24 protein-coding genes and 2 pseudogenes are annotated in these 25,649 nt (G+C 58.3%); 21 read left to right on the top strand and 5 right to left on the bottom strand.

Features of this window, described 5'->3' with window-relative positions; all coding sequences use genetic code 11:
* Positions 1–9: 9 nt before the first annotated feature.
* Both wecB and Q0877_RS04055 read right to left on the bottom strand, forming a co-directional pair.
* Positions 10–1,077: a non-hydrolyzing UDP-N-acetylglucosamine 2-epimerase gene (gene wecB, locus Q0877_RS04060; RefSeq protein WP_299165942.1), complete on the bottom strand. Its 1,068-nt coding sequence runs from the start codon at positions 1,075–1,077 to the stop codon at positions 10–12.
* 32 nt (positions 1,078–1,109) lie between these two features.
* The gene (locus tag Q0877_RS04055) at positions 1,110–2,096 is read right to left on the bottom strand and encodes a glycosyltransferase (protein ID WP_299165940.1); all 987 of its coding nucleotides are present in this window, start codon (positions 2,094–2,096) and stop codon (positions 1,110–1,112) included.
* Between the two features lie 270 nt (positions 2,097–2,366).
* Here Q0877_RS04055 and glf point away from each other — a divergent pair, with 270 nt between their 5' ends.
* From glf to Q0877_RS04035, 4 genes are read left to right on the top strand one after another with little or no spacing between them, the layout of a single operon-like run.
* A complete protein-coding gene (gene glf / locus Q0877_RS04050) occupies positions 2,367–3,554 on the top strand; it encodes a UDP-galactopyranose mutase (RefSeq protein WP_299165938.1) in 1,188 nt (395 codons plus the stop codon).
* Positions 3,551–5,560, top strand: coding sequence for a glycosyltransferase (locus tag Q0877_RS04045; RefSeq protein WP_299165936.1), 2,010 nt, complete (start codon positions 3,551–3,553; stop codon positions 5,558–5,560). The genes glf and Q0877_RS04045 overlap by 4 nt, the downstream gene beginning before the upstream one ends.
* A complete protein-coding gene (locus tag Q0877_RS04040) occupies positions 5,557–6,420 on the top strand; it encodes an ABC transporter permease (RefSeq protein WP_299165934.1) in 864 nt (287 codons plus the stop codon). Before Q0877_RS04045 ends, Q0877_RS04040 begins: the two co-directional genes overlap by 4 nt.
* Complete coding sequence (locus Q0877_RS04035; protein ID WP_299165932.1) at positions 6,421–7,152, top strand: ABC transporter ATP-binding protein; 732 nt, start codon at positions 6,421–6,423, stop codon at positions 7,150–7,152.
* 14 nt (positions 7,153–7,166) lie between these two features.
* Here Q0877_RS04035 and Q0877_RS04030 read toward each other — a convergent pair whose 3' ends face one another.
* Positions 7,167–9,158: a DUF6541 family protein gene (locus Q0877_RS04030; RefSeq protein WP_367182122.1), complete on the bottom strand. Its 1,992-nt coding sequence runs from the start codon at positions 9,156–9,158 to the stop codon at positions 7,167–7,169.
* A 156-nt stretch (positions 9,159–9,314) separates the two neighbouring features.
* Between Q0877_RS04030 and Q0877_RS04025 the strand changes: the two genes are divergently transcribed.
* Genes Q0877_RS04025 through Q0877_RS04000 form a run of 6 tightly spaced genes read left to right on the top strand, consistent with a single transcriptional unit; the run spans position 9,315 to position 15,631 of the window.
* A complete protein-coding gene (locus tag Q0877_RS04025; RefSeq protein ID WP_299165928.1) occupies positions 9,315–9,953 on the top strand; it encodes a glycosyltransferase family 2 protein in 639 nt (212 codons plus the stop codon).
* Between the two features lie 2 nt (positions 9,954–9,955).
* Entirely contained in the window at positions 9,956–10,354 is a 399-nt protein-coding gene (locus Q0877_RS04020) for a DUF2304 domain-containing protein (RefSeq protein WP_299165926.1), read from the top strand.
* Between the two features lie 18 nt (positions 10,355–10,372).
* Positions 10,373–12,169, top strand: coding sequence for an ABC transporter ATP-binding protein (locus tag Q0877_RS04015; protein WP_299165924.1), 1,797 nt, complete (start codon positions 10,373–10,375; stop codon positions 12,167–12,169).
* Between the two features lie 33 nt (positions 12,170–12,202).
* Complete coding sequence (locus tag Q0877_RS04010; RefSeq protein ID WP_299165922.1) at positions 12,203–13,393, top strand: glycosyltransferase; 1,191 nt, start codon at positions 12,203–12,205, stop codon at positions 13,391–13,393.
* Positions 13,394–13,449: 56 nt separating this feature from the next.
* Entirely contained in the window at positions 13,450–14,643 is a 1,194-nt protein-coding gene (locus tag Q0877_RS04005) for a glycosyltransferase family 1 protein (protein ID WP_299165920.1), read from the top strand.
* Positions 14,636–15,631, top strand: a complete 996-nt coding sequence (locus tag Q0877_RS04000) for a glycosyltransferase family 4 protein (RefSeq protein WP_299165918.1) — start codon at positions 14,636–14,638, stop codon at positions 15,629–15,631. The genes Q0877_RS04005 and Q0877_RS04000 overlap by 8 nt, the downstream gene beginning before the upstream one ends.
* Positions 15,632–15,709: 78 nt before the next feature.
* Here Q0877_RS04000 and Q0877_RS03995 read toward each other — a convergent pair whose 3' ends face one another.
* Positions 15,710–17,116 (bottom strand): lysozyme, encoded by a 1,407-nt coding sequence (locus Q0877_RS03995; RefSeq protein ID WP_367182121.1) that lies wholly within the window; start codon positions 17,114–17,116, stop codon positions 15,710–15,712.
* Positions 17,117–17,619: 503 nt separating this feature from the next.
* Here Q0877_RS03995 and Q0877_RS03990 point away from each other — a divergent pair.
* The 11 genes and pseudogenes from Q0877_RS03990 to Q0877_RS03940 form a co-directional block, all read left to right on the top strand.
* Positions 17,620–18,594, top strand: a pseudogene (locus tag Q0877_RS03990) (CpaF family protein); the annotation flags it as partial.
* A gap of 41 nt (positions 18,595–18,635) precedes the next feature.
* Positions 18,636–20,045: a recombinase family protein gene (locus tag Q0877_RS03985; RefSeq protein WP_299165916.1), complete on the top strand. Its 1,410-nt coding sequence runs from the start codon at positions 18,636–18,638 to the stop codon at positions 20,043–20,045.
* Complete coding sequence (locus Q0877_RS03980) at positions 20,042–20,476, top strand: hypothetical protein (RefSeq protein WP_299165914.1); 435 nt, start codon at positions 20,042–20,044, stop codon at positions 20,474–20,476. The genes Q0877_RS03985 and Q0877_RS03980 overlap by 4 nt, the downstream gene beginning before the upstream one ends.
* Positions 20,477–20,819: 343 nt before the next feature.
* A complete protein-coding gene (locus tag Q0877_RS03975) occupies positions 20,820–21,176 on the top strand; it encodes a hypothetical protein (protein ID WP_299165912.1) in 357 nt (118 codons plus the stop codon).
* Positions 21,173–22,522 carry a DUF3631 domain-containing protein gene (locus Q0877_RS03970; protein WP_299165910.1) on the top strand — a complete coding sequence of 450 codons (1,350 nt, stop codon included), beginning with the start codon at positions 21,173–21,175 and terminating at the stop codon, positions 22,520–22,522. Before Q0877_RS03975 ends, Q0877_RS03970 begins: the two co-directional genes overlap by 4 nt.
* Positions 22,519–22,737 (top strand): hypothetical protein, encoded by a 219-nt coding sequence (locus Q0877_RS03965; RefSeq protein ID WP_299165908.1) that lies wholly within the window; start codon positions 22,519–22,521, stop codon positions 22,735–22,737. The genes Q0877_RS03970 and Q0877_RS03965 overlap by 4 nt, the downstream gene beginning before the upstream one ends.
* On the top strand, positions 22,737–22,910 hold the full coding sequence (locus tag Q0877_RS03960) for a hypothetical protein (RefSeq protein ID WP_299165906.1): 174 nt from the start codon (positions 22,737–22,739) through the stop codon (positions 22,908–22,910). Before Q0877_RS03965 ends, Q0877_RS03960 begins: the two co-directional genes overlap by 1 nt.
* Complete coding sequence (locus Q0877_RS03955; protein ID WP_299165904.1) at positions 22,907–23,191, top strand: hypothetical protein; 285 nt, start codon at positions 22,907–22,909, stop codon at positions 23,189–23,191. The genes Q0877_RS03960 and Q0877_RS03955 overlap by 4 nt, the downstream gene beginning before the upstream one ends.
* Positions 23,191–23,415 (top strand): hypothetical protein, encoded by a 225-nt coding sequence (locus Q0877_RS03950; RefSeq protein ID WP_299165903.1) that lies wholly within the window; start codon positions 23,191–23,193, stop codon positions 23,413–23,415. Before Q0877_RS03955 ends, Q0877_RS03950 begins: the two co-directional genes overlap by 1 nt.
* A gap of 218 nt (positions 23,416–23,633) precedes the next feature.
* Positions 23,634–23,873 carry a hypothetical protein gene (locus Q0877_RS03945; RefSeq protein WP_299165901.1) on the top strand — a complete coding sequence of 80 codons (240 nt, stop codon included), beginning with the start codon at positions 23,634–23,636 and terminating at the stop codon, positions 23,871–23,873.
* Positions 23,874–23,886: 13 nt separating this feature from the next.
* Positions 23,887–24,729, top strand: coding sequence for a hypothetical protein (locus Q0877_RS03940; RefSeq protein WP_299165899.1), 843 nt, complete (start codon positions 23,887–23,889; stop codon positions 24,727–24,729).
* A gap of 646 nt (positions 24,730–25,375) precedes the next feature.
* On the opposite strand, the pseudogene Q0877_RS03935 reads toward Q0877_RS03940, so the two are convergent.
* Positions 25,376–25,573: pseudogene (locus Q0877_RS03935) on the bottom strand (IS3 family transposase); the annotation flags it as partial.
* Between the last annotated feature and the right edge of the window lie 76 nt (positions 25,574–25,649).

Here is a 25,649-nt window from a genome sequence, read left to right as displayed (position 1 = left end):
TCGGCGTTCTCAGGCCGATGTCGTCCCATTGAGAAGGGCAGCAACTACCTGGTTCGCGGCGAGACCTTCTCCATATGGCGCAGCGTCAGTCGCTGCCGGCATGGGTCGGGCGACGGCGGCACCCAACTGGTCTAGGTTTTCTGAGACAAGGACGTTCCAGCCCAGGTTCACGGTTTCCACCCATTCGGTCTCCGGTCTTATCGTGGTGCAAGGCACACGAAGGAGGAACGCTTCCTTTTGCAGGCCGCCGGAGTCCGTAACCACGCCCGCTGAGTTCTGTACTGCATTGACAAGTTGAGGATAGGCGAGCGGCGAAATTGCTCGAAGGCCGCCTATTTCGAGGTCTATCCCGTGCTTTTCCGCTAGGGAACGCAGACGAGGGTGCGCGAGAAGGAGCACGGGCTTGTCCAACTGCGACAGCTGGTTGAGGATTGTTGAAAGTCGGTCAGGACTGTCTGTGTTGTCCGGCCGATGGATGGTGCTGACGTAGTAGTTACCGGTGCTGACACCTTGAGGGAGAGGTTCTTCCCTTGCAGCGACGGCGTCTCTGGTTAGGTAGAGGACGTCGGTCATGACGTCGCCCACTAATACGCTGCGATCCGAAAGCCCTTCGGTCGCCAAGTGCTCCATTGCGACTTCTGTCGGAGCAAGGAGAAGATCGGCCGCATGGTCAGTGAGAACACGGTTGTGTTCCTCTGGCATTCTGCGATTGAACGAGCGCAAGCCCGCTTCGAGATGCGCGACTGGAATATGCATTTTCACCGCCGCGACGGCTGCTGCAAGGGTCGAATTCGTGTCCCCATATACCAGCACCCAATCAGGACGGGTCTTTTCCAGGACTTCTTCGAGGCCAGCGAGCATTGCGCCGGTCTGGCGCCCGTGCGTCGCCGAACCGATCGCTAGGTTGAAGTCAGGAGCTGGAATACCCAAATCCTGAAAGAAGACATCTGACATGAGCTCGTCGTAATGCTGACCGGTGTGGGCGATGAGATGATCTGCCTTACCCTGCAGAGCAGAGGCAATGGGAGCCAGCTTCACGAACTGCGGGCGTGCACCCACGACGCTGAGAATTTGCATGGGTTCCACTCTAGTTCCAAACCGGCACCAACCTATGCGGCTCGTGTCAACAGCGAGGTGAGCAGGCTACGCTCGACCTGTTCATCGGTCGCCGAACTCAGAGCAATCGCGTGGCGATGTGCACTCTGCTTACAATTTTGGATGTCTGTCCGGCTTAGTGCCAAGACAGCGTCGGCCAACGCTTCGGGAGAAAAGTCGCTGGCGATAGCCCCTAGTTCGAATTCCTCTATGAGGCGAGACGTTTCAGGCGATGGACTGAATACTATTGCCAACCTTGCCTGGACGAAATCGAAAAACTTGTTGGGCAGCATCAAGGCGTGATTGCGTGTCCTCGGAGGAAGGCTGAATATTCCGACGTCGTAAGAGTTGAGAACTTCCGGAAGGTCATCCGGCGGCACAGGTGGAAGCAGTCGCACATTGCCAAACTCCTCCGCAAGACCTTCTAGCTGCGCCTTATATTTCCCGCCGTCGCGAGCGGGCACGAGGTATAAATCCAGGGAATAACCGGATCCGAGGATGCCGGCAGCCGCCATCATCCCTTCAAGGTTGCGACCCGGCACCGCGGCTCCGCTGTGCACGAGTCGGATCACGTCAGGGCGCATCATCGATGGGGTAAGGTCGGTGAACCGGCGGGCATTGCGTACCGTAACGGTGTCGATTCCGAACTCTGAGCGGTAGAGAGCCGCAATTGAGTCGTTCACCACAGAGACCGCCGCCATTCGTGGTAGGTGCCGAGCGCATACCCATGTCATGAATGGCTTGATGAGCAGCTTCCAGGACAAGACATGAACGCGTTCTTCCGGGGCCCATTCGTGCATATCCCCCCAGACGGGAGTTTCGGGACCTGCAATTCGGCGGGCCAGCGGCAGTGCGCGAGCTTCGTTGGCCACAACGAGATCCCACTTGCCGTCAACGAGATCGAGGGCACGCCGCACTGCGGGAGCGCGGAACTCGACCAGTGAATACAAGCGGGCCGCCAAAAGCGCCACGCCAAAAAAGGTTTGCGGCAGTGAGGGCATGTCCGAGTCGATTTCCAGGTGATGTGCAGCACCCTCCGGCTTGCTCCCGTACCCGACCGTAGTGACGTCCCCGAACTCAGCTAGAACTGCTACCTGGCGCAGCACCCTCGAATCTGCCCGGATATCTGAGAAGGAAATACAAAGGATCTTGGGACGCATGAGACCACTGTAGTTCGGCATGGGATACGTCGGCATGCCAATGGCCGGTCGGGTAACCTAGACCGGGCAGGGATACCTGTGTGCAGTTGCTCATCCAATCCAGGAGACTTTGTGAACGTTGACCTCGTCGTCGTAGGCTCCGGCTTTTTCGGCCTGACAATTGCCGAGAGGGCTGCCGAGGAACTCGGACTCAAAGTTGCGGTCCTTGACCGTCGGCACCATATCGGTGGTAACGCATACAGCGAGAACGAGAAGCAGACAGGCATCGAAGTGCACCGCTACGGCGCGCACCTTTTCCACACTTCGAACGAACGGGTGTGGGACTACGTCAACCGCTTCACTGATTTCACCGGCTATCAGCACAAGGTGTACACGAGCCATAAAGGTGAGGTGTACCCCATGCCGATCAATATGGGCACTATCAACCAGTTCTTCCGTGCGTCCATGGGTCCAACCGAGGCACGAGCGTTGATTCAGGAGCAGGCAGGCGAGCTGGCTGGAACAGATCCGGCAAATCTGAACGACAAAGGCATCCAGCTCATTGGACGACCGCTGTATGAGGCCTTCATCAAGTACTACACCGGGAAGCAATGGCAGACCGACCCTAAAGACCTCCCAGCCGAGATCATTTCCCGGCTGCCCGTTCGCTATACCTATGACAACCGCTACTTCAATGACAAGTACGAGGGACTTCCGGTCAACGGCTATACAGCTTGGATAGAACGTATGGCGGCACACCCCAATATCAGCGTGCAACTCAACACGGACTTCTTTGACGATGGTCATCAGTTTTCTCGGGCGGCCACCAGGGGGCGGATCCCAGTGGTGTACACCGGGGCTGTTGACAGGTACTTCGACTACGTTGAGGGCGATCTGTCCTGGCGGACTATCGACCTGAAGGAAGAGGTCCTGCCGATGGAGGACTTCCAAGGGTGTCCTGTCATGAACTATCCGGACGAAGACGTCCCGTATACCCGCATCCACGAGTTCAGGCACTTCCATCCGGAGCGCGACTACACTAAGGATGCCACCGTAATCATGCGGGAATATTCACGGTTCGCCGAAAAGGGAGACGAACCCTACTACCCGGTGAATACGGAGTCCGACCGCTCAAAACTCCTCGCGTACCGCGACCTCGCGAAGGATGAAAACATGGTGTTGTTCGGTGGACGCCTTGGCACATACAAGTACCTCGACATGCACATGGCCATCGGATCGGCGCTGTCAATGTTCGATAACAAGATCAAGCCGCATTTCGGTGGCGGTGCAAAGTTCGAAAGCGGGGGAATCGACGCATGAGCACAGTGAGTATGGCCACGGACCCAGCGACCGATACAGAGACGCAGTGGGAGACGATTCAACGAATCATCCTTCCCACCGAAGCAAACGTTGACACGGCACCGCTGTATCTCGACACTGGCAGCGCACTGAGCGTCCAACTGAACACTATGGATGGTAGCGCTTTCACTGACAAAGCTTCGCAGAGCAGCTTCGGAAGCGCGAAGGAGATTCACGCTGAAGATTTTCGTTCCCGGCACTCGACCTCGATCAGGCGCGGCGAGCGGGTCTCCTTCGGAAGCTACTTCAATGCATTCCCTGCCAGCTATTGGCGTCGCTGGACATCTGTCCAGGATGTCCGACTCCGCGTCGCTACCTCCGGTGCAGGAAGTATAAGCGTCTATAAATCCAACGCCCGAGGATCCCTGCAACATGTGGATACCAAGCGAGTGCGAGAAGCCGGCACGACGACTTTCGAACTTTCCCTTAAACCGTTCGGCGACGGCGGGTGGTACTGGTTCGATCTGGTAGCGGCAGCCGAGGACTTCGTCCTTGAGTCGGCTCAATGGCAGGCGCCTGCTCTGGGCAAAGCCGCCGGACAGGTAACCCTCGAGATCACCACTCTGAACAAGCCGGACTTCTGCTTGAACAATTTGAGGATACTTGCCGAGAATCCAACGAGTCTCGAGAATCTCAAGGAGGTTCTTGTCGTTGACCAGGGCACCAGCAAGGTCGCTGCTGAGCCCGGATTCGCCGGGGTGAGGGCAGCGCTTCAAGGGAAGTTGCGCATCATCGACCAAGCCAACCTTGGTGGGTCAGGCGGCTTCGCGAGGGGAATGTATGAAGCCGTCGAGAACGGCAGCGACTACGTTCTGTTGCTCGATGACGACATAGTCATGGAGCCTGAGAGTATTTCCCGACTCCTCACTTTCGCTGATCGCTGCAAGTCTCCCACCATAGTGGGCGGCCACATGTTCGACCTCTATAACCGGACAGTTCTCCACACCTTCGGCGAGACCGTAAACCCTTGGCGCTTCCAGCCGGACCAGCCTGTCGCCGAGCAAATCCTTGGGCACGATTTCGTGCGCTCCAACCTTCGTCAGACTCCCTGGTTGCACAGGCGAGTGGATGTCGATTACAACGGCTGGTGGATGTCGCTGATCCCGACAGCTACCATCCGCGATATCGGGCTTTCCCTGCCTGTCTTCATTAAGTGGGATGATGCCGAATACGGGCTGAGAGCCAAAGCAGCAGGGTATCCGACTGTATCGATGCCTGGTTCCGCCGTCTGGCATGTTTCATGGATAGATAAAGATGACCTTGTCGGTTGGCAGGCGTATTTCCACACCCGAAACCGAATGATTGCTGCATTGATTCATAGCCCTTATGAGCACGGCGGCCGGGTAGTTCGGGAGTCCGGTTATATGGACATCAAGCACCTGATTTCCATGCAGTATTTCACAGCGATGGGTCGGGTGAAAGCGCTACAGGACGTTTTGAAGGGTCCGGCACAGTTGCACGACATCCTTCCGACGAAGCTGCCGGAAATACGGGCGATGGCCAAGGAGTATCCTGACTCCCAATTTCGAGATGATCCAGACGCCTTCCCTGGCGCGAAGATGGATAAGCCCCCGCGACATGGACAGGGATTCGCGGCTCCCTCCTACATTAAGCTGGTGCCATGGGCAGCCAAGACGATCGCACGCCAGCTCAGCAAACCTGTGCCTCAGTCGAGCAAGGTACGCCCGCAAGCTGTTGTCGCGCACCAAGATAACAAATGGTGGCGTATGTCACAGTACGACAGTGCGGTGGTATCGAACGCTGAGGGCACAGGCGCCTCCTGGTACCAGAGGGATCCGCAGAAGCTGCGGGCGATGCTGGCGGAATCAGCCCGTCTCAACGCGGAAATCCTGCGGAACTGGCCACGCCTGAGGGAACAGTACCGCGCGGCGCTGCCCGAGTTGACTTCGTTCGAGTCGTGGAAGAAGACGTTCGAAGCGCATTCCCAGAAGAGCCAGGGAGGTTGAGCGCGGAACTGGTTGCGCCAGGTTTCGGGCGCGGCTTAAAGGATGTCCTGCGATCGCGGTTCCTCCTCAAGCTCCTTGTCGCCAAGGAGCTTAAGGTCCGCTACCGAGGATCGGTGCTGGGTCTCCTCTGGTCTTACGTCAAGCCGGGCGTGCAATTCGTAGTCTTTTGGTTCGCACTAGGTGTCTTCCTCGGCATGAATCGGAACACTGAGAACTATCCGATTTATCTCTTCTCCGGAATCATCCTCATCAATTTTTTTACCGAGGCCCTTGGAAATGCTTCTCGTTCGATCGTAGGAAACGGTGGACTGATCAAGAAAATCTATCTGCCCCGCGAACTGTTTCCGGTAGCCTCTGTGTGGGTTTCCGCAGTGCACTTTGTCCCGCAGCTTGTGGTTCTGCTTGCCGCGTGTCTCTTCACGGGGTGGACCCCGGGTTTCTTCGAGATTGCCGCTGCGATTGCGGGCTTCCTGATCGTCGCGCTGCTGGCCACGGGACTTGGTTTGTTTTTCGGCGCCGCAAACGTCTATTTCCGAGATTCGGAAAATTTTGTCGATATGTTATTGATGGTGGCAACTTGGGCGTCCCCGGTCCTCTACTCATGGACGATGGTTCGCGACACATTGGGCACCGGCTTCCTTACTATCTACCAGGCGAATCCGCTCACCATTGCCGTGGAGCTGTTTCACTTCGCGTTCTGGAAACCGACGACGACGGCGGCAACCGACGCCGCGACGACCGTCCCACCGAACCTCTTCGGGTTGTGGCTGCCGGTGGCAGCGGGGATGGCCCTTTTGGTCATCCTGCTCGGTCAGTACACCTTCCGGCGCCTTGAAGGGCGCTTTGCCCAGGAGTTGTAAGTGAGTACCGCTATCCAGGTTCAGGACCTATCCAAGCAGTTTGTGTTGAGACACACCCGATCCATCAAGGAAGCCTTCGTCTGGCTAATGAAAGGCCGCAAGGGCGATCTCTCCGAGAAGTTCTATGCCCTCAACGAAGTCTCCCTTCAGATCGAGCAGGGTGAAACGGTCGCGTTGCTCGGACTCAATGGGTCGGGAAAATCAACGCTGTTGAAGCACATTTCCGGTGTGATGCTTCCGGATACCGGTACGGTGCTCACCCGGGGGAGGGTTGCCGGCCTGATCGAGGTGGGGGCAGGGTTCCATCCTGATCTCAGCGGTCGGGATAACGTCTACCTGAACGGTGCCATTCTGGGAATGAGTGAGAGCCAGATAGAAGAGCGGTTCGACTCCATCGTCGAATTCTCGGAAATCGGCCAGTTCATTGACACCGAGGTGAAGTTTTATTCATCGGGCATGTACCTGCGTCTGGCATTCTCGGTAGCGGTGCACACCAATCCGGAAGTATTCCTTGTGGACGAGATACTCGCGGTCGGTGACGAACCTTTCCAGAAGAAGTGCATAGCCAAAATCAAGGAGTTGGCCGCCGCGGGGAGGACTCTCGTCGTGGTGAGCCATGATCTTGACCTTGTTGCGCAGATCTGTGAGCGCGGAGTGCTGCTTGAGCACGGACGTATTGTGATGGACGGGCCGGTAGGAGACGTCGTCGCCAGGTTACGGGATCGGCCGTAACGTGGGGGCGAGCCCTAACAAGCCGTGATCTCGTACAGGGTTGCCTCTCCTTCTGAATCCAGAACAGTCAGCCCCGGTTGGCCCGAGAGATCCTCAACGCCTGGATAGAAGTGGTCTCCTGCATGGATCTCCTTGCCCGGAAACTCGAGGACGTATTCCACGCCGGTGGTCTGCAGGAGCGAACAGACAGCCGGGTTGGTGGACACCTGGTTCAGTTCCATGAGCAGCTGGAGGTTTTCAGGCGCTCCGGTGGTCCCAAGGTGCGGGGTGAGAACTTCGATACCCGATAGTGCGTAGGCATACGCGGTTCCAGACCAGGGGTTGCCGGCAATGACGGCGTCGTCGGGCACATGCTGGGGGAGACGCCCGATCAGTGTGCGTTCATCAATGGAAAGGGCGGATTCCTCGGTAAGAGCATAGTTCTTCCTGTGGGCTTCACGAATCGGCAGATCGATGGAGGCGCCTTGAACGAGGGGCACCAGCACAGCGACCGCAGTGATCGTGGCCGCGATGGCGGGGACCGTCGTGGTGAGGCGTGGTTGATTGTGCTGAAGCACCAACACCTTTCCCCGTTCCTGGAGGCGCTGCGCGATTACGGTAACGATCCATGAGCCCCCGATCGAGGCGAGGATGACAGTTGTAACGGGTAACAGCGCTGCGAGCCTGAAACTGTCGTTGTACCAGACACCGGTAATGAGCGTCCTGAAGTCCCCTTCCGGCTCAGAGGAAGCGACGACGAAGAGGAAAGCGGTCACGAGGAAGAGACCGAACGCCCACCAGGTTCCCCTCCTCAGCACGATGTGCAGCAGGCCAGCGAGGGTCAGGAACATCATCATCCACGCCGCAGGCGCACCCATCGGAGCGACGGCGATTATCTCCCCTACCGCACGCGCATTCGTCAGAAAAGGCTCCCAGTTCGACGCCGCTTCGCTGGGACGGAGTTCCTGCCAGAGCATGACTACGGCAGTGGTGTAAAGGACAAGGCCGGCCAAAGACGGGATGAACCTGGCGGCATGTGCTCTCCGGCGGTTGAGCTGACGCCAGTGGCGAACCACCGCAACACCGCCGAGAGGGAGGAACAGGGCAGCGAGGGCCATCAAAGTACTGGGATGCGCGAGCCCGAGGCCCGGGAGGGTCGCGAAAAGCGCGAGGAAGCTGACCGTCCATGGCTGGCGGTTGTCGCTGCTCACTCGCAGGACCATAGCGGCAAGGGCAACGCAGGCGGGAAGCAGGGCGACGGAAAGGAAGTTGGGATAGAGGACGCCAAAATCAAGAAGCAGATAGGGGAAGGCGCTGAATCCGCTTGCTAGTACCCCTGTCACCAGCACTGGAATTGGACGATGACCGGTTATTCGGGTGCAAAGAAAGATGCACCCGATGGGCCAGACAATCGCAGCAACGGCGATATTGGCGGCATGCACGGCGACGGGAATCGAGGTGTCCGTAGCCTGAATGAGCAACGAAACGAGACCATGCCAGGCGGCTGGGTAAAAGGAGGGGTTCTCGCCTCCGGTCGGCATGCCACCCAAGGTAAGCGAGGATGCCGTTCCGGTGTCCATAATGTAGCGCAGAGCGTTCAGATGGAAGACGCCGTCGTACGTCTGCGAAACGCTTTCTGGGCGGCCGAACAGCTGAGTCAGGTGCCACCCGATGATTGACCCGGAAAGGCTCACCGCGAGAACCACCACAGTGGAGCGAAGGTTAGGTCTCGGGAGAGAGAACGTTCTCAACGTCTTGTGTGTTCTGCTTCTGTCGACGACACGCCCGATCACGAAGCCAACGACAGAAATAAGGATTGTTGGAATCAACAGCCACAAGATGGACCAGTTTGCTCCTAGCATCCCCGCGACGATCGCTGACATCGACACGACGCTCGTGGTCAGAGGCGCCGCCAATCCAATTCTGCTCAAGCCCCTGGCCCCGCAGGCCACAGCTATGAGGTATCCGGGTAGGAGGATCAGGCACACGGCGCCCAGGACTACAGGCAGTACCTGCCACCACGACATTCAAGCTCCTGGGATTCGTTTCTGCGCCGGTCCGTTCGTCAGAAGAACTTGAACCAACGATACAAGAGCAATCGGCGGCGGATATTCGCGCGGCCATGTGCCTGCTTCGCGCTATGGGATACTTGGCGGGTGAGTCGTACGTGGATCGTGATGCCTATGTTCAACGAGGCAACCGTCGTTGGTGAGGTGATCGAGGGTCTGCTTCCCTCATTTCCATATGTCGTCTGCGTTGACGACGGCAGCAGCGACGATTCGGCGGTCGTGGCGCGGGCGGCCGGCGCTGTTGTGGTTGAGCATCCGTTCAATCTCGGTCAGGGCGCGGCCCTGCAGACCGGGTTCGAATACGCACTGCAGGATCCAGAACTAGAGGCAGTCATCACCTTTGATGCCGACAGCCAGCACCGAGTCGAAGATGCTGTAGCAATGCTCGAGCGCCTGCGCTCCGGGGAGGCGGAGGTCGTGCTCGGATCAAGGTTCCTGGACCGCCGCACGAAGATATCCCCACTGAAACGCCTAGTGCTCCGCACAGCAGCGGTTCAGTCCAGCTTTAGCACCGGTTTGGAACTCACCGATGCTCACAATGGTCTCCGCGTGATTGATGCCTCGATCATCAAACGAGTGCATCTGGCACAGAATCGCATGGCTCACGCCTCTGAACTCATCCAGCAACTCGCCCAAATCAGACCGCGCATCGTCGAGCATCCGGTTGAGATCGTGTACACGGAGTACTCGAAATCAAAAGGCCAGTCGCTGCTGAACGGTGTTAATATCCTGGCCGATCTCTTTTTTAGGTAATCATGCTTTTCATTGTTCAGACAGTACTTGTGCTGGCGGTCGCCCTGGGGGCGCTGGCGTTGATGCGCGGTGGCGCGAACGCCCGCCACTTGGCAATCCGTCGCATCATGCTCTTGGCGTTTGCGCTTGTGGCGGTCTTCTCGATTTTCTTCCCCGTCGTGCTGACCAAAATTGCGCAGGCTTTTGGGATTGGCAGGGGCACGGACCTCGTTCTCTATGCGCTCATTGTGAGCTTCATGGTTTTTGTCGCCTCCAGTGCCCAGCGCCACCGCCGCATGGAAGATGCAGTGACGAAGCTGGCACGGCGGCTCGCGCTTGATGAGACGCCGAAGGTCTGGGAGTTGAATAAGAAGGAACAGCTACCCGAGAACGGGCGCCGCGATTACCCGGCAGGCTCCTGAGTTAGTCTTTCTTTAACTATGAAATCACTGATTCAGATCAATCAACGGCTACTACGCGTACTACCCGACTCCGCGCGTCGCTTCCTCATCCGCTACGCAGTTCTCTCATCCTCACTGGCGCTGATCGACATAGTCGCACTCGGCCTGCTCGCCATAACGCTCTCGAGCATTATCACTGAGAACTCCATCAGTGTGGGGCCCATAGCGATTGACTCGGTCGCTGACTACGCCGTAGTGCTCGTGATCTTTTGCACGCTGGTGATTGTCAAAAGCGCGTTGAATGTCCTCTTGCTTCGCGTTGCAACCAAACGCTTTGCTGCACACGAAGTTGCAATCGGTGACCGGCTGCTTGCCGCTTATATGAGAGCGCCCTGGGTTGACCGTTTGAAGCGCAATTCGTCGGAACTTGTGCGGTCCGTCGATTCAGGTGTTTCCATCACCGTTTCTGGTGTTCTCATGCCATCTATGGGCCTTGCGGGAGAGATTGTTTCAGTACTTGCCGTGGTCGTCGTACTTCTGGTGAGCAACTGGATCACTGCGATCACCGCCATAATTTACCTTGGTCTTGTAGCGCTATTCCTGTCTCAAGGAATTTCCCGTCGTGCCGTCGCCAACGGACGTCGAAACCGCCAGTTCTCCCTGCGCACCGTGCGCCTGATCACCGAGGCAATGGGTGCCCTCAAAGAGGTCACGCTCAAGGGTGCAACTGAGGACGTCGAGAAAGCGGTCCACGACAACAGGATTCACTCGTCGCAGGCCCGCTCTATGGCGTTGTTCCTCGGACAGGTGCCTCGATTTGTGCTGGAGTCCGCTTTGATTGGCGGATTTCTGTTGGTTGGCGTAGTAGGCATGGTCACGAGCCCGGCCGGGATTGACCCTGTAACCAACACTCTCGCTTCCATCGCCCTGTTTGGTGTAGCGGGCTTCCGGATCGTTCCCTCGCTCACGCGGTTCCAGTCGATTCTCTCGACAGTGCATTCCAGCACACCGTTCGCAGAACAAGTGCTGTCGGACATCAAGGAAGCTGAGGCACGGGCGAAAGACGAGGAGTCACCTGATCAATCCGACCTTCCCGAAGGCGTGCCTGATGTCGTGCTCAGAGACGTAACGTTCACCTATCCCGGTTCCGACGTTCCGGCGCTCAGCGATATCAATATGAGCATTCCAGCAGGATCTCGCGTTGCCGTCGTCGGATCCTCAGGCGCTGGAAAGTCGACCCTGATTGATCTTCTGTTAGGCCTGCTTCTGCCGAGTAGCGGTGAAGTGCTCGTTGGCGGTGTGCCGATGGGTACGGTGTTGCACTCTTGGCGCTCGCGTGTGGGATACGTGCCGCAGGAAGTGTCCCTCTTCGATGCATCAATTGCTCAGAATGTCGCGTTGACGTGGGACGCTGAAGAGGTCGATCCCGATCGCGTGAGGAGAGCATTGAAGCGAGCCCAAATGCTTGACGCGGTAGAAGCCCGCCCGGACGGCATCTATGGTGCGGCCGGTGAGCGGGGAATGGCGCTTTCCGGAGGACAGCGGCAGCGACTGGGTATTGCGCGCGGGCTCTATTCCGACCCCGTGGTACTGGTTCTGGATGAGGCAACCAGCGCTTTGGATACCACCACCGAGGCAGCCGTTACAGATGCCATCAGGAACCTTGCCGGTCGCATAACAACGATCACGGTCGCGCACCGGTTGTCCACGATCAAGGACAGCGACATTGTGTTCTTCTTTGCTGATGGCCGGCTCGCAGCCCAGGGGACTTTCACCGAGGTCATCGCATCGATGCCCGATTTTGCGAGGCAGGCTGCACTCGCCGGACTTGCCTGAGCATCAACCGCAACTCGACTTTCGACCGGAGGAATGAAATTGATTGAGGAACGGCGCGATACCCCACGGCCGCGCATCTTGGTTCTGTCGTTTTCGCCGATTTCCAGAGACCCACGGGTGCTCCGTCAGATACGGCTTTTTCGAGAGTTTGCCGATGTGGTGTCGTGCGGATATGGCGAAACGCCGGAGGGCGTCATAGAGCATATCGAGGTTCCCGCCAGTTTCAAGTCTTGGCGTGTTAGCTATAAGAAAGTAGCTTCTTTGCTAGCTGCGCGCTTGCACAGCAGACTGTACTTCCACTCACAACGGGTGCGTTTTGTCCGTGATCATATAGCTCCGGGCAGCATTGATGTCGTTGTGGCGAATGACGCCATCGCAGTTCCCCTCGCTCTGGCATTGCGTCCGCGGAAGGGTGTCCATGCAGACTTGCATGAATATGCGCCGAAGCAGGGTGAAGATGATCGACGGTGGCGTTTGCTGGTAGGTCCGCTCATGGATTGGGCATGCCGAAATTACGTGACAAAGGCCGATTCAGTGTCCACCGTGTCGAAGGGCATTGCCGAGGAATACGCGTCGGCCTATGGCATCCCCGAACCGTCCGTGGTGCCAAACGCCTCTGCTTACGTCGATGGGATCAAACCCACTCCCGTCGAATCGCCGTTGCGTCTCGTGCACACTGGTGCAGCTGGCAGGGTGCGGAGGATCGAGGTGATGATCGACGCTGTTCGGCTTGCAAACGAAATGCATCCGGGTACAGCGACGCTGGATCTTGTTCTCGTTCCGGGCGAACAGCGGTATATCGACGAGCTGACAAGTAAGGCAGCGACCGTACCCGACGGCGCTATTCGCATGCGGACCGCCGTGCCGTTCAACCAGATCGTCCCGATGCTGCAGGAGTATGATGTCGGTTTCTATCTGTGTCCACCCAGCAACTTCAATATGGAGCATGCGCTCCCAAACAAGCTGTTCGAGTTCATTCAGGCTCGGTTGGCCATCGTGATCGGTCCCTCACCTGAAATGGCGAGAGTGACGAATGAGTACAAACTAGGGAAGGTGGCCGACGCCTTCGACGCAGAGTCGGCAGCACGAGTGCTTGTGGATCTCACTGCCGAGGAGGTGGCCGTGATGAAGAAGAATGCGGATGCCGCCGCGTTCGATCTGAGTGCTGAAAAAGTCACTGGACCGTGGATCGACGCGGTGAAGACTCTTGCTGCCATTGACTAATGTCTTCCAACGTCTGAATGCCGCTCGGAAGCTACCCAAATCGATAGAGTGAACTAATGCCGACTAACAGCTCAGCTGGTGCGACTCGCCCGAGAGTTCTTGTTCTTTCCTTTTCCCATATAGCGCGCGATCCGCGGGTGCTCAGGCAGATTCGGCTTTTTCGTGAGTTTGCGGACGTACTATCTTGCGGTTACGGCCCCGCCCCGGACGGGGTGGTGCAGCATGTGGAGGTGCCGGGCGCGTTTCCCGCCTGGCACGCCAGCAGATCCCGTGTGGGATTCAATCTCAGCGCACGTCGCCACGAACAACTTTATTTTGGTGCCGACAAGGTCAAATTTGTGCAGGAGCGCGTTCCTTCGGGAAGCGTAGATGTCATAGTTGCAAACGACGTACTGGCCGTGCCGTTGGCTGTGTCGCTGAAGCCCCAGAAGGGGATTCATGCCGATCTCCACGAGTACGCGCCGAAACAAAATGACGATGACCTGAAGTGGCGTCTAATGATGAAGCCGTTCATGGATTGGGCATGTCGGCGGTACGTCACGAAAGCGGATTCTGTTTCCACAGTGGCTGACGGGATAGCGGAGAAATATGCCTCCGTCTACGGCATCCGAAAGCCCTCTGTGGTGCCGAACGCATCGTCCTTCGACGACCGGTTCAGTCCAACTCCGGTTCAATCGCCACTCAGATTAGTGCACACCGGGGCTGCCGGACGTGGGCGAAAGATCGAAGTCATGATCGAGGCAGTTCGACGTGCCAACGAAATCCGACCCGGTACCGCAACTCTGGACCTCGTGCTTGTGCCAGGCGAGCAACGGTACATTGTGGAGTTGGGGGAGAAAGCCTCCCAAGTGCCCGATGGTGCGGTGCGTATGCGGCCGCCGGTTTCTTTCGAACAGATAGTTCCTATGCTGCAGGACTACGACATAGGTTTCTACCTATGTCCGCCGAGCAATTTCAACATGGAACACGCGTTACCCAACAAGCTCTTCGAATTCATCCAGGCTCGGCTTGCTCTTCTCATAGGACCTTCTCCCGAGATGCGCGCGCTGGTGAATCGATATGGAGTAGGAATGGTTGCGAAGGGATTCGATGCAGAGTCCGCCGCGGTCGCTTTGACTAAAATGAGACCGGTCGAAGTGTCTCAGTGGAAGAAGGCTTCCCACTCGGCAGCAGGGGAGTTGAGCGCAGAAGCAACAAGCAGTGCCTGGTCCCGAGCCGTCAAGACAATTGCCGGTATCAACCATGAATGAGTCGACGCCGCAGGTCAGGGCCCTTCACGTGCATGACGCCGCGAGTACGGCGCGTAATCTTGTGGATTCCGCCAATGAATCAGGATTGAGCTGGAGTACCACGGACATCCCCTGGTACTACAGAAAAGTATGGACCGGACCCTTGAAGCATCCCGCACTGCGTGCTCGTCCGGTGCTGTGGGACGGAATGCTCGCGCTCAGAAGCATGCAGACGGACGTGGTCCACCTACATACCGGAGGACTCTCTCCTCATATGCGGTGGGTGCGGCGGCCCTGGATACTGCACCTGCATGGCACGGATGTCCGAAGCCGTCAGTATGACGGGTGGGGCGACAAGCTGCGTTTCGGTGCCCAGCATGCTTCAGCAATTCTCTACTCGACGCCAGATCTTTTGCCGCACGTGCGTAACCTGAACGCGCGAACCGAGCCCGTTTATTTTCCCGTTCCAGTCCAAGCGGACCGGGCCCCTCGCTGGTCGCCGACGCGTAACCGAGTGGTCTTTGCGTCGCGCTGGGAAGAGGTAAAGGGCGGCGAAGCTCAAATCGACGTTGCGCGCCGAATCCTGGATGAGTGCCCTGGCGCCGAAGTGCTCGGTGTTGATTGGGGGAGGGATGCAGAAGCGGCACGCAGCGCAGGTGTGAAGCTCGTCCCGAAAATGTCCTACGAGGAGTACAAAGCGTGGCTGGCAACGGCCGCCGTCGTCGTGGGTCAGATGTCGAGCATCCTGTCCGCCAGCGAACTGGAGGCGCTGTCGATCGGCGTTCCGCTTGTGAGCGGCGCTTCCAGTGATTTCTATCCGGATTTGGTTCGCCTTGGCGGCACAAGTCCGGAATTGGTGGCGCAGTCAGCCATCGAGATACTCGCCGACCCGGAAATCGCATCGCGCCGACAAAACGGTGCCGCCTTCATCGCCCAGCATCACGATGTAAGCGTTGGCGTCCAAACCCTCCTCGAGCTTTACGGACGGATCATAAAGGACCGCCGCTGATCTGAGAGCTCTGGCCGGCTGTTCACCAGCGAAACGGTACCCGGTTCCAGACGCCATGCACGAGTCACGGACGTTGCGTCATCGATTCGAGAAGCGATAGATAAAAGCGGCCATGGCGTCGCGGTTGATCGGCTGTAGTGCCCGATAGGTACGCCTTCCGTCGGTTTCGGTCCAACCGGTGGAAATCCCGGTTTCGGCGAGCCACGCCATTTCCTGGTAGAACAATTGATCCGTTTTGACGTCTTTGAAGGGCGAGGTTCTCGGCGGGGTGTAGGACGGTGAGTCTGCCAGGCGGTACATGAAGGCGGCCATGGCGTCGCGGTTGATCGGCTGTAGTGCCCGGTAGGTACGCGTTCCGTCGGTTTCGGTCCAGCCGGTGGAGATCCCCTTTTCGGCGAGCCACGCCATTTCCTTGTAGAACAGTTGGTCCGGTTTGACGTCTTTGAAGGGCGATATTTTGGGCGCAGTGTACGGCGGCGAGCCTGCAGCGCGGTACATGAAAGCGGCCATCGCGTCGCGATTGATTGGCAGCAGCGGGCGGTAGGTGCGGGTTCCGTCGGATTCTTTCCAGCCGGTGGAGATTCCGGTCTTGGCAAGCCAGACCATCTCCTTATAGAACAGTTGGCTCGTGGAGATGTCCTTGAACGGCGTTGTGGGCGCCGGAGCGGCACCCCTGACGAAGGCGGCAAGACCAGCAGCGGAGCCGTTCCACACGTTGGAGTCGCCCACGAAAGGACCAGTGGAGCTGTACTGCCAGAAAGAATATGTTTTCCAGCCAGAAGGGACTGGACCAGCACCGACCTCGTTATAGGCGGCGACGTGCAGGGGGTGGTCTGCGAATGCAGTCGTTTTGCCGATGCAGTAGTTCCACCAGTTGGTTGCCGTGTAAATCATTGGCAGTCGCCCGGTTCGTGCCTTGATGGTGTTTGAGAAGTCGCGTATCCAGGAGATCAACTCAGCCGAAGACATCGCATAACAGGTGTCACCTCGGCCCGACGGCATAGTTTTCGCATCGTACGGGTTGTATTCGATGTCCAACAGAGGTGGAAGCGTCTTCCCATCTGAAGACCAGCCGCCGCCGTTATCGACGAAGTAATTGGCCTGTTCCCGCCCGGATGTGAGCGTCGGCATGGCGAAATGGTAAGCGCCGCGGTACATACCTACGTTGGCGCTACCGTTGTACTGCTGATTGAAGTTGGGGTTCTTATAGAACGTCCCCTCGCTGGCCTTGACGTAGGCGAAGCGAGCCCCCTGCGCCCAAGCGGTAGCCCAGTTGACGTTTCCCTGATACGCGCTGACGTCCATACCCTGAATGCCCGGTGGCCGCCACGATCCCGCCATAGGTTCGGCTTCAGGCGCTGCGGCTGCTTCAGGAGAGGTGGCAGCGCTGCCGGATTCGGCTTGCGAGAGCTCATCCAGACGTTCCGGTGATATCCGGGTTTGAGGGGTTAGCCCTGCTTGTAACCGCTCGAGCCCCTGGCCCATGTAGGCGCCATTTCCGACGTTGCCTATGCCGCCTGGGGTGGCGGGAGTACTCGCTTCAACTTCCGGGAGATCAGTTGAAGGCACTGCGGGAGCCGACGGCGCGGTAGCGGTGGCGATGTCGGCAGGAGCCGCGGGCGCCGTCGTGGGCGTTTCAATTCCGACCGCGGGCGTCATCCCGGCGAGGAGGCCAAGAGCGACGAGCGAAGAAAGTGCAAAGGTTTTCGAGGTGCGGGAAGCTATCACGGGGAAATCTCCAGATAGTGCAAGCCCCGGCAGAGGCCGGGCGTTTCCCAGGACGGGTACCTGCGTTTTACATGGAACGAGAGGGACAAATGTGACGAGCCGGCGGCATAGTTCTCCACAGGCTCTTCATCGGGCTAGGTAAGTTGTTTTGGTTTGACCTACGCTTTGAGGCAGGTAAACAAGCTTTATGTCGTGCAATAACAGTCTGACAGTCTCCGGCGTGCGTCTCCCGCCTGCATGCCGAATCCTTGGGGAAAACTATGGATGCAGTGCGCATTGTTGAGGATGAGGTAAGAGAACTCATCCGTCGTCGTGGTCTTGATCCTGCGCTGCAGGGGTCGGAAGTCCGGCGTCTTGTGGAAGCTGCGGTCAACGACTACGACGAGCGGTCGCTCGTTGGGTCCCTGCCTCCCCTTGGGCATCTGGAACAGGCGAGGCGCCATGTATTCGACGCAGTTGCAGGCTACGGAGCGCTGCAACCCCTGCTGGACGATCCCGCGATTGAAGAAATTTGGATCAACTCACCATCGGAGATATACGTCGCACGGGCGGGTGAATCGGAGCTCACGTCGCTGACTCTCACCGAACAGCAGGTGCGTGACCTCGTCGAGAAGATGCTCAAATCGTCCGGCCGCAGACTTGATCTCTCCTCGCCATTCGTCGATGCGTCCCTGCCTGACGGGTCGAGACTGCACGTGGTAATTCCGGACGTCACGCGCCGCCACTGGGCAGTCAACATCAGGAAGTTCATCTCACGTGCTACTCGCCTCGATCATCTGGTCGAGCTCGGAACCCTGTCCCCGCAGGCAGCAAGATTCCTGGCCGCCGCCGTGGATAGCGGGTTGAACATTCTGGTCTCCGGCGCAACCCAGGCAGGCAAGACAACGATGCTCAATTGCCTTGGTGCCAGTATCGGGTCACGCGAACGGGTCGTGACCGTCGAGGAGATATTCGAACTTCATTTTCCTCTGCGCGATGTCGTAGGTCTGCAGTGCCGGCAACCCAACCTGGAGGGTCACGGGGAGATCCCGTTGCGCCGCCTCGTGAAGGAAGCACTCCGTATGCGGCCCGATCGCCTGATCGTTGGTGAGGTGCGTGAAGCCGAAAGCCTTGACATGCTCATCGCGCTTAATTCGGGCCTCCCTGGGATGTGTAGCGTCCACGCCAATAGTGCTCACGACGCCGTCACGAAAATATGCACGCTCCCGCTGCTGGCCGGCGACAACATTTCCAGTGTTCTCTATGTCAAGTACCTACAAGAAAGTAGACTAGGGACATGGAGAAAAGCGCAGTGTCAGCAGCGATCTACTGCCGAATATCGCGGGACCGAGAAGGCGCGGGGCTTGGTGTGCAACGGCAAGAGCAGGACTGCCGGGAACTCGCCTCGAAGCTCGGATGGAACGTTACGCGCCTCTATGTGGATAACGACATCTCAGCATATTCAGGGAAACGCCGCCCGGAGTACGAAAAGCTACTCGATCAGATGAAGGCGGGCCGTGTCCGTGGTGTCCTAACCTGGCACACTGACCGGCTCCACCGTTCGCCCCGCGAGCTTGAAACCTACATAGATGCATCCGAACAGAACGGCGTCGTTACGCATACCGTCAAGGCGGGAGAGATCGACCTCTCCACACCTTCGGGCCGCGCAGTTGCCCGCACATTGGGCGCATGGGCGCGGTACGAATCGGAGCACAAGAGCGAGCGCATCGTTAGGAAAAAGCAGCAGCTCGCCCAGGACGGCGCATTCAGTGGCGGGCCGGTCCCGTTCGGTTGGCGCATCATCGACGGCTCACCGGTCATCGAAGAATCAGAAGCAGCGGAGATCCGTAACGCCGTGCAAGGCTTTCTGGCAGGTCGCAGTATCGGCTTCATCGTGAAGGATCTGAACAGCCGGGACATCCCCACACGGCGCGGGCAGAAGTGGACCAGCACTGCCGTTAGGAACACGCTCCTACGTCCCACGAATGCCGGACTGTCTGCCTATCACGGCGAAATCATGGGTGCTTCCATATTCCCCGCAATCATCACTGAGGACGAATGGCGGGCAGTATCCGCAATCGTCCGCAACCCATCCAGGCTCACACACAACGGGAGCAGAGTGAAGCACCTACTCGCTGGCCTCATCCGCTGCGGAAAGTGCGGAGAGCCGATGAAAACCTCTAGCCGGTCCAGTCCTCGCGGTCAGGTGTACTACTACAAGTGCAAGGAACTCGGGGGAGGGCACGCCTTCCAGAACGCTGCACCGCTCGAAGAGATGATGTCAGAAGTCGTTATAGGCGTTCTCAGCCGCCCGGAGAACATCTCAGGGCTTGGCGGGCGTGGGGCGGATGAAGCGGCCGCAGAACTACGGAACAAGGCGCTAACGCTGCGTTCACGGTTGGATGAGGCCGCTGCAAGCTTCGCCGGGGGAGAAATCAGCGCCAAACAACTTGGAATCATCACAGCCCGGGTCAATCAGGATCTCGAAGCGACGGAGAACGAGCTGGCAAACTTACGCGGCGCGAACATCTTGGCAGGCCGGACAGGAACACCCGAGGAAGTGCGCAGATGGTGGAACGCTGCCGGCATTGAAGATCAGAGGGCCGTGATTGATGCCTTGATGACAATTCATATCGTGCCGACAGGGAAACCGGCGCCGCGTAAGTTTGACCCCGAGCGGGTCCGAATCGATTGGAAAGCAGCATGAGTAGTAAATATGCGAAGCCCGGGACCTCATTCATGGACGGATGGTTCCCCGCAATCGATGAGAAGAATGCTGATTACCGGTTGTTCGCCAGGGACGCCCGAATTGTGAGTTTCGTTCAGTCGCAGGTGAAGAAATCCATCGACCGAATAGCTGACATTCCGCTAAAGTGTGCGGATCATCTCACCGGCTATTCCGTTTCACTCGCGGTCAAGCAGGACGAGGTGAAGCTCCTATACACGATGCCCAAAGAATTGAAGGACCGCCCGCACTGGGGAATCCAGCATAAGGACGAGCCCGCCGCGCCGTTGAGCCTCACTTGCCCTAAGTGCGGCACGCTGACGACGCGCAATGACGTTTGGATGCTGACGGCCACTTTGAAAGCGCTGGCAGGAGCGAAGCGGACACGCCCGATAATTCAGATACGTACCTAAGCTAGTTGTTCTGGTAGTGTTTGTAGTACATGGTTGCGGTTGCCTCGGATTCCGCCAATACAGGGCCCTCATGAGAGGGAAGTAGCCTAACAGCTCCCAGTGAAAAGCAACTTTTAGTTGCCTCTCACATGGGAGCTATTTTTATGCCCTCTCCGGTTCTGAAAGCCAGATCCGCTGTAGGCGTGGCAACACGCAAAGGCGATCCGGTCAAGATTGAGAATGCGCGGCGTGAATTGGCCGCCGCGAATCTCGAAGCGTATATACAGCGCATCGTTTCTGAATGTCCACCACTTAGACCAGACCAATTGGACCGCATTGCCGTCCTGCTGCGTGGTGGTGGCCGATGAGCGAGCAAGAGAAAAGCCGCCCAACGGATCAGGCGGCTGACAAATTCTCTCTGGCGGGAGATGGTTCTTCAAGTCTACCAGCCGGCACTCTCAATTTGCGGGAATTCGACGCCTACGATGCGGGCTATACCGCCGGATATCTCGCCGGGTACGCCGCAGCGGAGCTAACCCAGGAACAGCAGGCAGAGAACGCCGCACGGCGGTTCTACGCCCTCGAAGGTGCCGAGCTGCACGCCCGGAAGGTAGCCCAGGGTGCAGCCGCCATGATCGAAGTCAACGCTTACAGGCGTTCGCCGGAATCCTCCTACATCCCGCGCAAGGGTGACCCTAGATACACGGCGGTGAAAGCATGAGCTTCCCTCCACCGCTAACAGACAACGAATGGGCAGAAGTTACCGGTTCAACCACTCTGCCCGGTTCGGCCGGTTCAATATCAGGGCTCGATGAGACCGGTTCTACCGTTTGGACCAGTTCGGCCGGTTCAATACTGGGAGACACTCTCGAAGCGGTCCGGAAGTGGTACGCCAGATTCATCTGCGTATCCGACGACCTGGACATAGACCTCCTGGCCCTCTGGACAGCACACACCTACGTCTGCTTCGAGACCTACTCGACCCCCCGACTTCAGATCGACTCCACCATGCCCGGTTCCGGGAAAACCACCGTCCTCGAACACATGAGCCGCTTAGCGTTCGCCCCGGTTCAAGCCGCTTCCCTCAGTTCATCCGCGCTACTGGCACGAATGATCGATAAGGGGATCCGGACCATCCTGATAGATGAAGTGGACAGATCACTTGACCCGAAGAAACCGGGCGTAGAAGACCTCCTAGCAATCCTCAATAGCGGCTACAAGCGCGGAGCTACCAGACCGGTCCTAGTGCCAAGCAAGGGCGGGGAGTGGGACGTAAAGGAAATGCCGACATTCTCCCCCGTAGCAATGGCAGGGAACGCGCCACAACTGCCGGATGACACCCGCTCACGTTGTATTCGAGTCCTTCTGATGCCTGACTTCGAGGGCACTGCGGAATCAACCGATTGGGAAGAAATCGAGCCGGAAGCTATCGAGTTGGGGGAAGCGCTAGCAGCTAGCACGGAGCTGGAACGAGACGCGATCCGGGCAGCACGTCCGGAACTCCCAGAAGGCTGTACCGGACGCCTGAAAGAGAAATGGAATCCACTCAAGCGGGTTGCCGTCGTTGCCGGTGGTAATTGGCCGGCCATCGCTGACGAACTCATCCGCCGCGACATCGTAGAGGTACAGATGGAACGAGACGAAGGACTCTCAAAGCTACCCCCGGCAGTCGTCCTCCTAAAGGACATTCACGCGGTATGGCGTGATGAACGATTCATAAGCTCAACGGTGCTAGCAGCGGAACTAGCGGACCACTCGCCCGAGATGTGGGGAGACGTGAGCCCGTTTGGTAAAGCACTCACGACACAGCGCATGGGCCGGATGCTTGTCCAGGCGTTCAAGATCCACTCAGACCGGAACGCGGAGAAGGTACGCGGCTACCCTCGCACAGCATTCGAGCACGCATGGAAGCGAATGCAAATCACTCGGACCGGTTCAGGACCAGTACCCCTAAAACAAACCGGCCAAACCGGTCCAGCCGGTCAAACCGTCCCCGAAACAGTCTGCACACTGCACCCGGAACCGCGCCCCTCTGTTTGCTTCACCTGCGCAGGAGGCACCCAGTGACCGACCTAGCACCCGCTCTCAGCAAGGAACCGTCACCGCTCACTGGATTATCGCGGCAGGAACTCACCACCTGCGCCCTCGCATGGCTGGACAAGGCCAAGCAGAAGCACCAGGAAGCCCGCCGATGGCAGAACCGGGCGCTACTCGCCGAGAGCCAGCTAGCAGCACTCAGAGCCGCATACGAACCCGCAAAGCCACACGAGGGGAACCACTAATGCCCGGATACGCCTACACCGACAAGCAGATACAAGGCTGGCCCACAGCAGCAGCCGCAGCCGCCCTCTGGGAACGCTGCCACTACCTAGAAACCCAAGCGGACTACTGGAAGCGCCGCTGCGAATCAGCCGAAGCTCGAATGCTCGCCCACGACTGCATGGAGGAATCATGAGCGCCACGTTCGCATACACACGCGGCGACTTCGGCGGGAACATCTTCCTGCCGTTCACCTGGCCGCGCCTAGTGACCGATGAGCAGTACCGATACCTCGGATACCTACATGCAACGGCGGTAGAGCGTGGGGACGCAGACATGGCAAGCCCGCACGGGGTATGCGGTGGGTGGAACCTCACGGGCTACCCGGAGACGTTCGAGAAGCTCGCCGGCATCGCAACCGCCATTCTCAACAAGGACTACCAGCCCTACCTGGAATACAAGCGGGAGGGCAAATAATGAGCGCCGTATTCACCAGCCGTCCGGAGAACTACAAGCGGAACATCTCAGAAGGACGCCGCACTGTTGCCCACCCCGCGATCCTCACCGGACCAGAAGCAACCGAGCCCGGAGTCGTCATCTTCGCCGCTGGAAGGCTTCGCATGGTCCTGCCGGCAGCAGACGCAATCCGCGTAGCAGACGCAATCGTGGACGCCCTAGAAACAGTGCAGGAGACAGCATGACCACCATCCCAACCGCAGAGGTTCTAGTCATCAGAGACAAGTTCTGCAAAGTCCGCTGCCCATACTGCCGTGGTGTTCACGAGCACAGCGCAGCAACCAACGCATTCACCCCGGGCAGCACACACCACCGCGCCCCAGGCTGCGGAATGCACCTCAACCCAGACCAGCGGGTAACCGGATACCGCTTCACAATCGCACCCACTCAGGAGGGCTAAACCATGTCAGACGACATCCAATCAGCGTTCATCGCAGCAGGCGAGCAACGCGCAGCAGAGATCCGCGCAGCACGCGCCAGAAAACACGAAACAGCCGAGCAGAAGGAAGCCCGCACCGCGAAGGGCGGCGACTTCCTCCAAAAACAGTTCGATCTGCTCGACGCCGAAGGAACACCAGAACCACCGTTGCCAACGTCCACACCGGACGCCGACGACGTTTTCAACCACTTCCCCCGATTCTAAGGAATACCCAGAAATGACTATCTTCAATCGCAAGCCGACCAACCAGCACACCCAGTTCCAGACCATCGCCGACACATACAGGGTGTTCGGGCTCGCCGTACCAACCCGCGCCCTCGACATCAAAGCCCTTGTCAACAACGAGGGTCAGTCCGTCCACTCCACCGCTCACCGGCTCGCCCTCGAAGCGCTCGCAACCGACCAAGACCCGGATGAGTGGTACGCCGCAGCGCTCGACCAGATCAAGGAAGCACAAGCCCGGGAAGCACTCACGGCAGCGTTCAACCGCAGCTACACCGACGCCGTTAGCCGTTCCCTCCCGAAGTACCTGGAAGACGCAGCAAACGACATCGGGCCAGCCGTGGATAAGGTTATCCGCCGGCTCACCACCGCAGCTAAGAAACTCCCAGCAGGAGCGGCAGCACTCGACCCGGAATCCAACATCAACAACGACTCAGGAACAGCCCTACAGGAAGCCCGCGCAGCCCTCGCACTCATGGGAGAAGCCGCGTCGATCTACCAGTCCACATACAGCGGAGAGATCCCCGTCGCACTCAACGCGATCCTTCCCGTCATCGAACTGCCAGCGGCAACCGTCGAACAGGTGAAACCCTCCATCGGTGAAGGCGTGCCCGTCGCAAACCGTGACCAGCTCGCCACGACCTACGCCATCAGGAAGCTCGCTCAGGACGCGAAAGACGACGCCGACCTTACACTCATCGACGTTGCACGCGGAGCCTATGACGGCGTGACCCTCAAGCTCGCAACACCAAAGGAACACAGCGACCGCCGCCGCACCGCAGCCCGAGCACACCAGCGCGAGACAGTGCGCGAAGGTGCACAAGTAGTAGTCAGGTAACCCAACATGCACGGCGTCAACGTCACGGCGTACTGCACAAGGCAAGTGCCGAACGATGGTGAGAAGCCCCAAGACTCTCAGGGTGCGAAGATCCGCCAGCGCCAGCCGTCCGACAAATCTGCCCGGGACATAACCATTGGAAGGAAACACCTTTCCCAGAACGGGCACTCGGCGGCAACACGAACGAGGGTGAAGGTCGGTCACACATTGGCAGGCCTTCACCCTCAACACCCAGGCCTATACGCCCCCGAAGAGTGCGCAAGGCACTCCCTTGGCATAGTGCCATTTTCACTCCCGGTGCTTTTTCCACACGACGAAGGGAACCAAATATGCCGTGGCAAACCGGCAGAGCCGCTCGATTACCGGGCAATTGGAAGTCAATACGGCTAACAGTCAAGGCAAGAGCAAACGGTCAGTGCCAATGGATCACTGAAGGTGTTCGGTGCACTGAGGCAGGCCAAGAGTGCGACCACATCATCAACAACGACGATCACAGCCTCACTAATCTGCAATGGCTCTGCTCACCACACCACCACGAGAAAACCCTAAGTGAAGCAGCAGCAGCGAAGTTGAAGCGATCACGATACCGGGAACCAATGCAACACTGCGCACGTCAAGTTCTTGAGACAGTTCGGTTGTTTCTTGGTTACGCGGCGAGGGGTTCCCGGCCGCGGGCTTCGTAGGCAGTCAGAGCTGCCGCTGGTGACCGGTGGCCGGCCCTTGCGTTGGGCCGTTTCCGGTTGTACCAGGACTCGATGTATTCCATGACCCCGGTCCTAGCGGCCAGCCGGCTGGCAAAGCTGTGGTGGTGGTAGTACTCGGTCTTCAGATGCGAGAAGAAGTTTGTCAAGCCCCGGGTTTGGTGGAGAGATTTTTAGTTGGAAATCGTAGTTAGTAGGCCGGCGTTGACGCCGGCGTGT

Source organism: uncultured Arthrobacter sp. (assembly GCF_947495145.1).
GTDB lineage: Bacteria > Actinomycetota > Actinomycetes > Actinomycetales > Micrococcaceae > Arthrobacter_D.
This window is presented reverse-complemented; position numbering and strand designations above follow the sequence as displayed.

Coding starts and splice junctions, on each gene's coding strand:
- wecB (WP_299165942.1), bottom strand. CDS start 1,077: ATGCAAATTCTCAGCGTCGTGGGTGCACGCCCGCAGTTCGTGAAGCTG.
- Q0877_RS04055 (WP_299165940.1), bottom strand. CDS start 2,096: ATGCCCTCACTGCCGCAAACCTTTTTTGGCGTGGCGCTTTTGGCGGCC.
- Q0877_RS04045 (WP_299165936.1), top strand. CDS start 3,551: ATGAGCACAGTGAGTATGGCCACGGACCCAGCGACCGATACAGAGACG.
- Q0877_RS04030 (WP_367182122.1), bottom strand. CDS start 9,158: ATGTCGTGGTGGCAGGTACTGCCTGTAGTCCTGGGCGCCGTGTGCCTG.
- Q0877_RS04025 (WP_299165928.1), top strand. CDS start 9,315: ATGTTCAACGAGGCAACCGTCGTTGGTGAGGTGATCGAGGGTCTGCTT.
- Q0877_RS04020 (WP_299165926.1), top strand. CDS start 9,956: ATGCTTTTCATTGTTCAGACAGTACTTGTGCTGGCGGTCGCCCTGGGG.
- Q0877_RS04015 (WP_299165924.1), top strand. CDS start 10,373: ATGAAATCACTGATTCAGATCAATCAACGGCTACTACGCGTACTACCC.
- Q0877_RS04010 (WP_299165922.1), top strand. CDS start 12,203: ATGAAATTGATTGAGGAACGGCGCGATACCCCACGGCCGCGCATCTTG.
- Q0877_RS04005 (WP_299165920.1), top strand. CDS start 13,450: ATGCCGACTAACAGCTCAGCTGGTGCGACTCGCCCGAGAGTTCTTGTT.
- Q0877_RS04000 (WP_299165918.1), top strand. CDS start 14,636: ATGAATGAGTCGACGCCGCAGGTCAGGGCCCTTCACGTGCATGACGCC.
- Q0877_RS03995 (WP_367182121.1), bottom strand. CDS start 17,116: ATGGGCCAGGGGCTCGAGCGGTTACAAGCAGGGCTAACCCCTCAAACC.
- Q0877_RS03985 (WP_299165916.1), top strand. CDS start 18,636: ATGGAGAAAAGCGCAGTGTCAGCAGCGATCTACTGCCGAATATCGCGG.
- Q0877_RS03980 (WP_299165914.1), top strand. CDS start 20,042: ATGAGTAGTAAATATGCGAAGCCCGGGACCTCATTCATGGACGGATGG.
- Q0877_RS03975 (WP_299165912.1), top strand. CDS start 20,820: ATGAGCGAGCAAGAGAAAAGCCGCCCAACGGATCAGGCGGCTGACAAA.
- Q0877_RS03970 (WP_299165910.1), top strand. CDS start 21,173: ATGAGCTTCCCTCCACCGCTAACAGACAACGAATGGGCAGAAGTTACC.
- Q0877_RS03960 (WP_299165906.1), top strand. CDS start 22,737: ATGCCCGGATACGCCTACACCGACAAGCAGATACAAGGCTGGCCCACA.
- Q0877_RS03955 (WP_299165904.1), top strand. CDS start 22,907: ATGAGCGCCACGTTCGCATACACACGCGGCGACTTCGGCGGGAACATC.
- Q0877_RS03950 (WP_299165903.1), top strand. CDS start 23,191: ATGAGCGCCGTATTCACCAGCCGTCCGGAGAACTACAAGCGGAACATC.
- Q0877_RS03945 (WP_299165901.1), top strand. CDS start 23,634: ATGTCAGACGACATCCAATCAGCGTTCATCGCAGCAGGCGAGCAACGC.
- Q0877_RS03940 (WP_299165899.1), top strand. CDS start 23,887: ATGACTATCTTCAATCGCAAGCCGACCAACCAGCACACCCAGTTCCAG.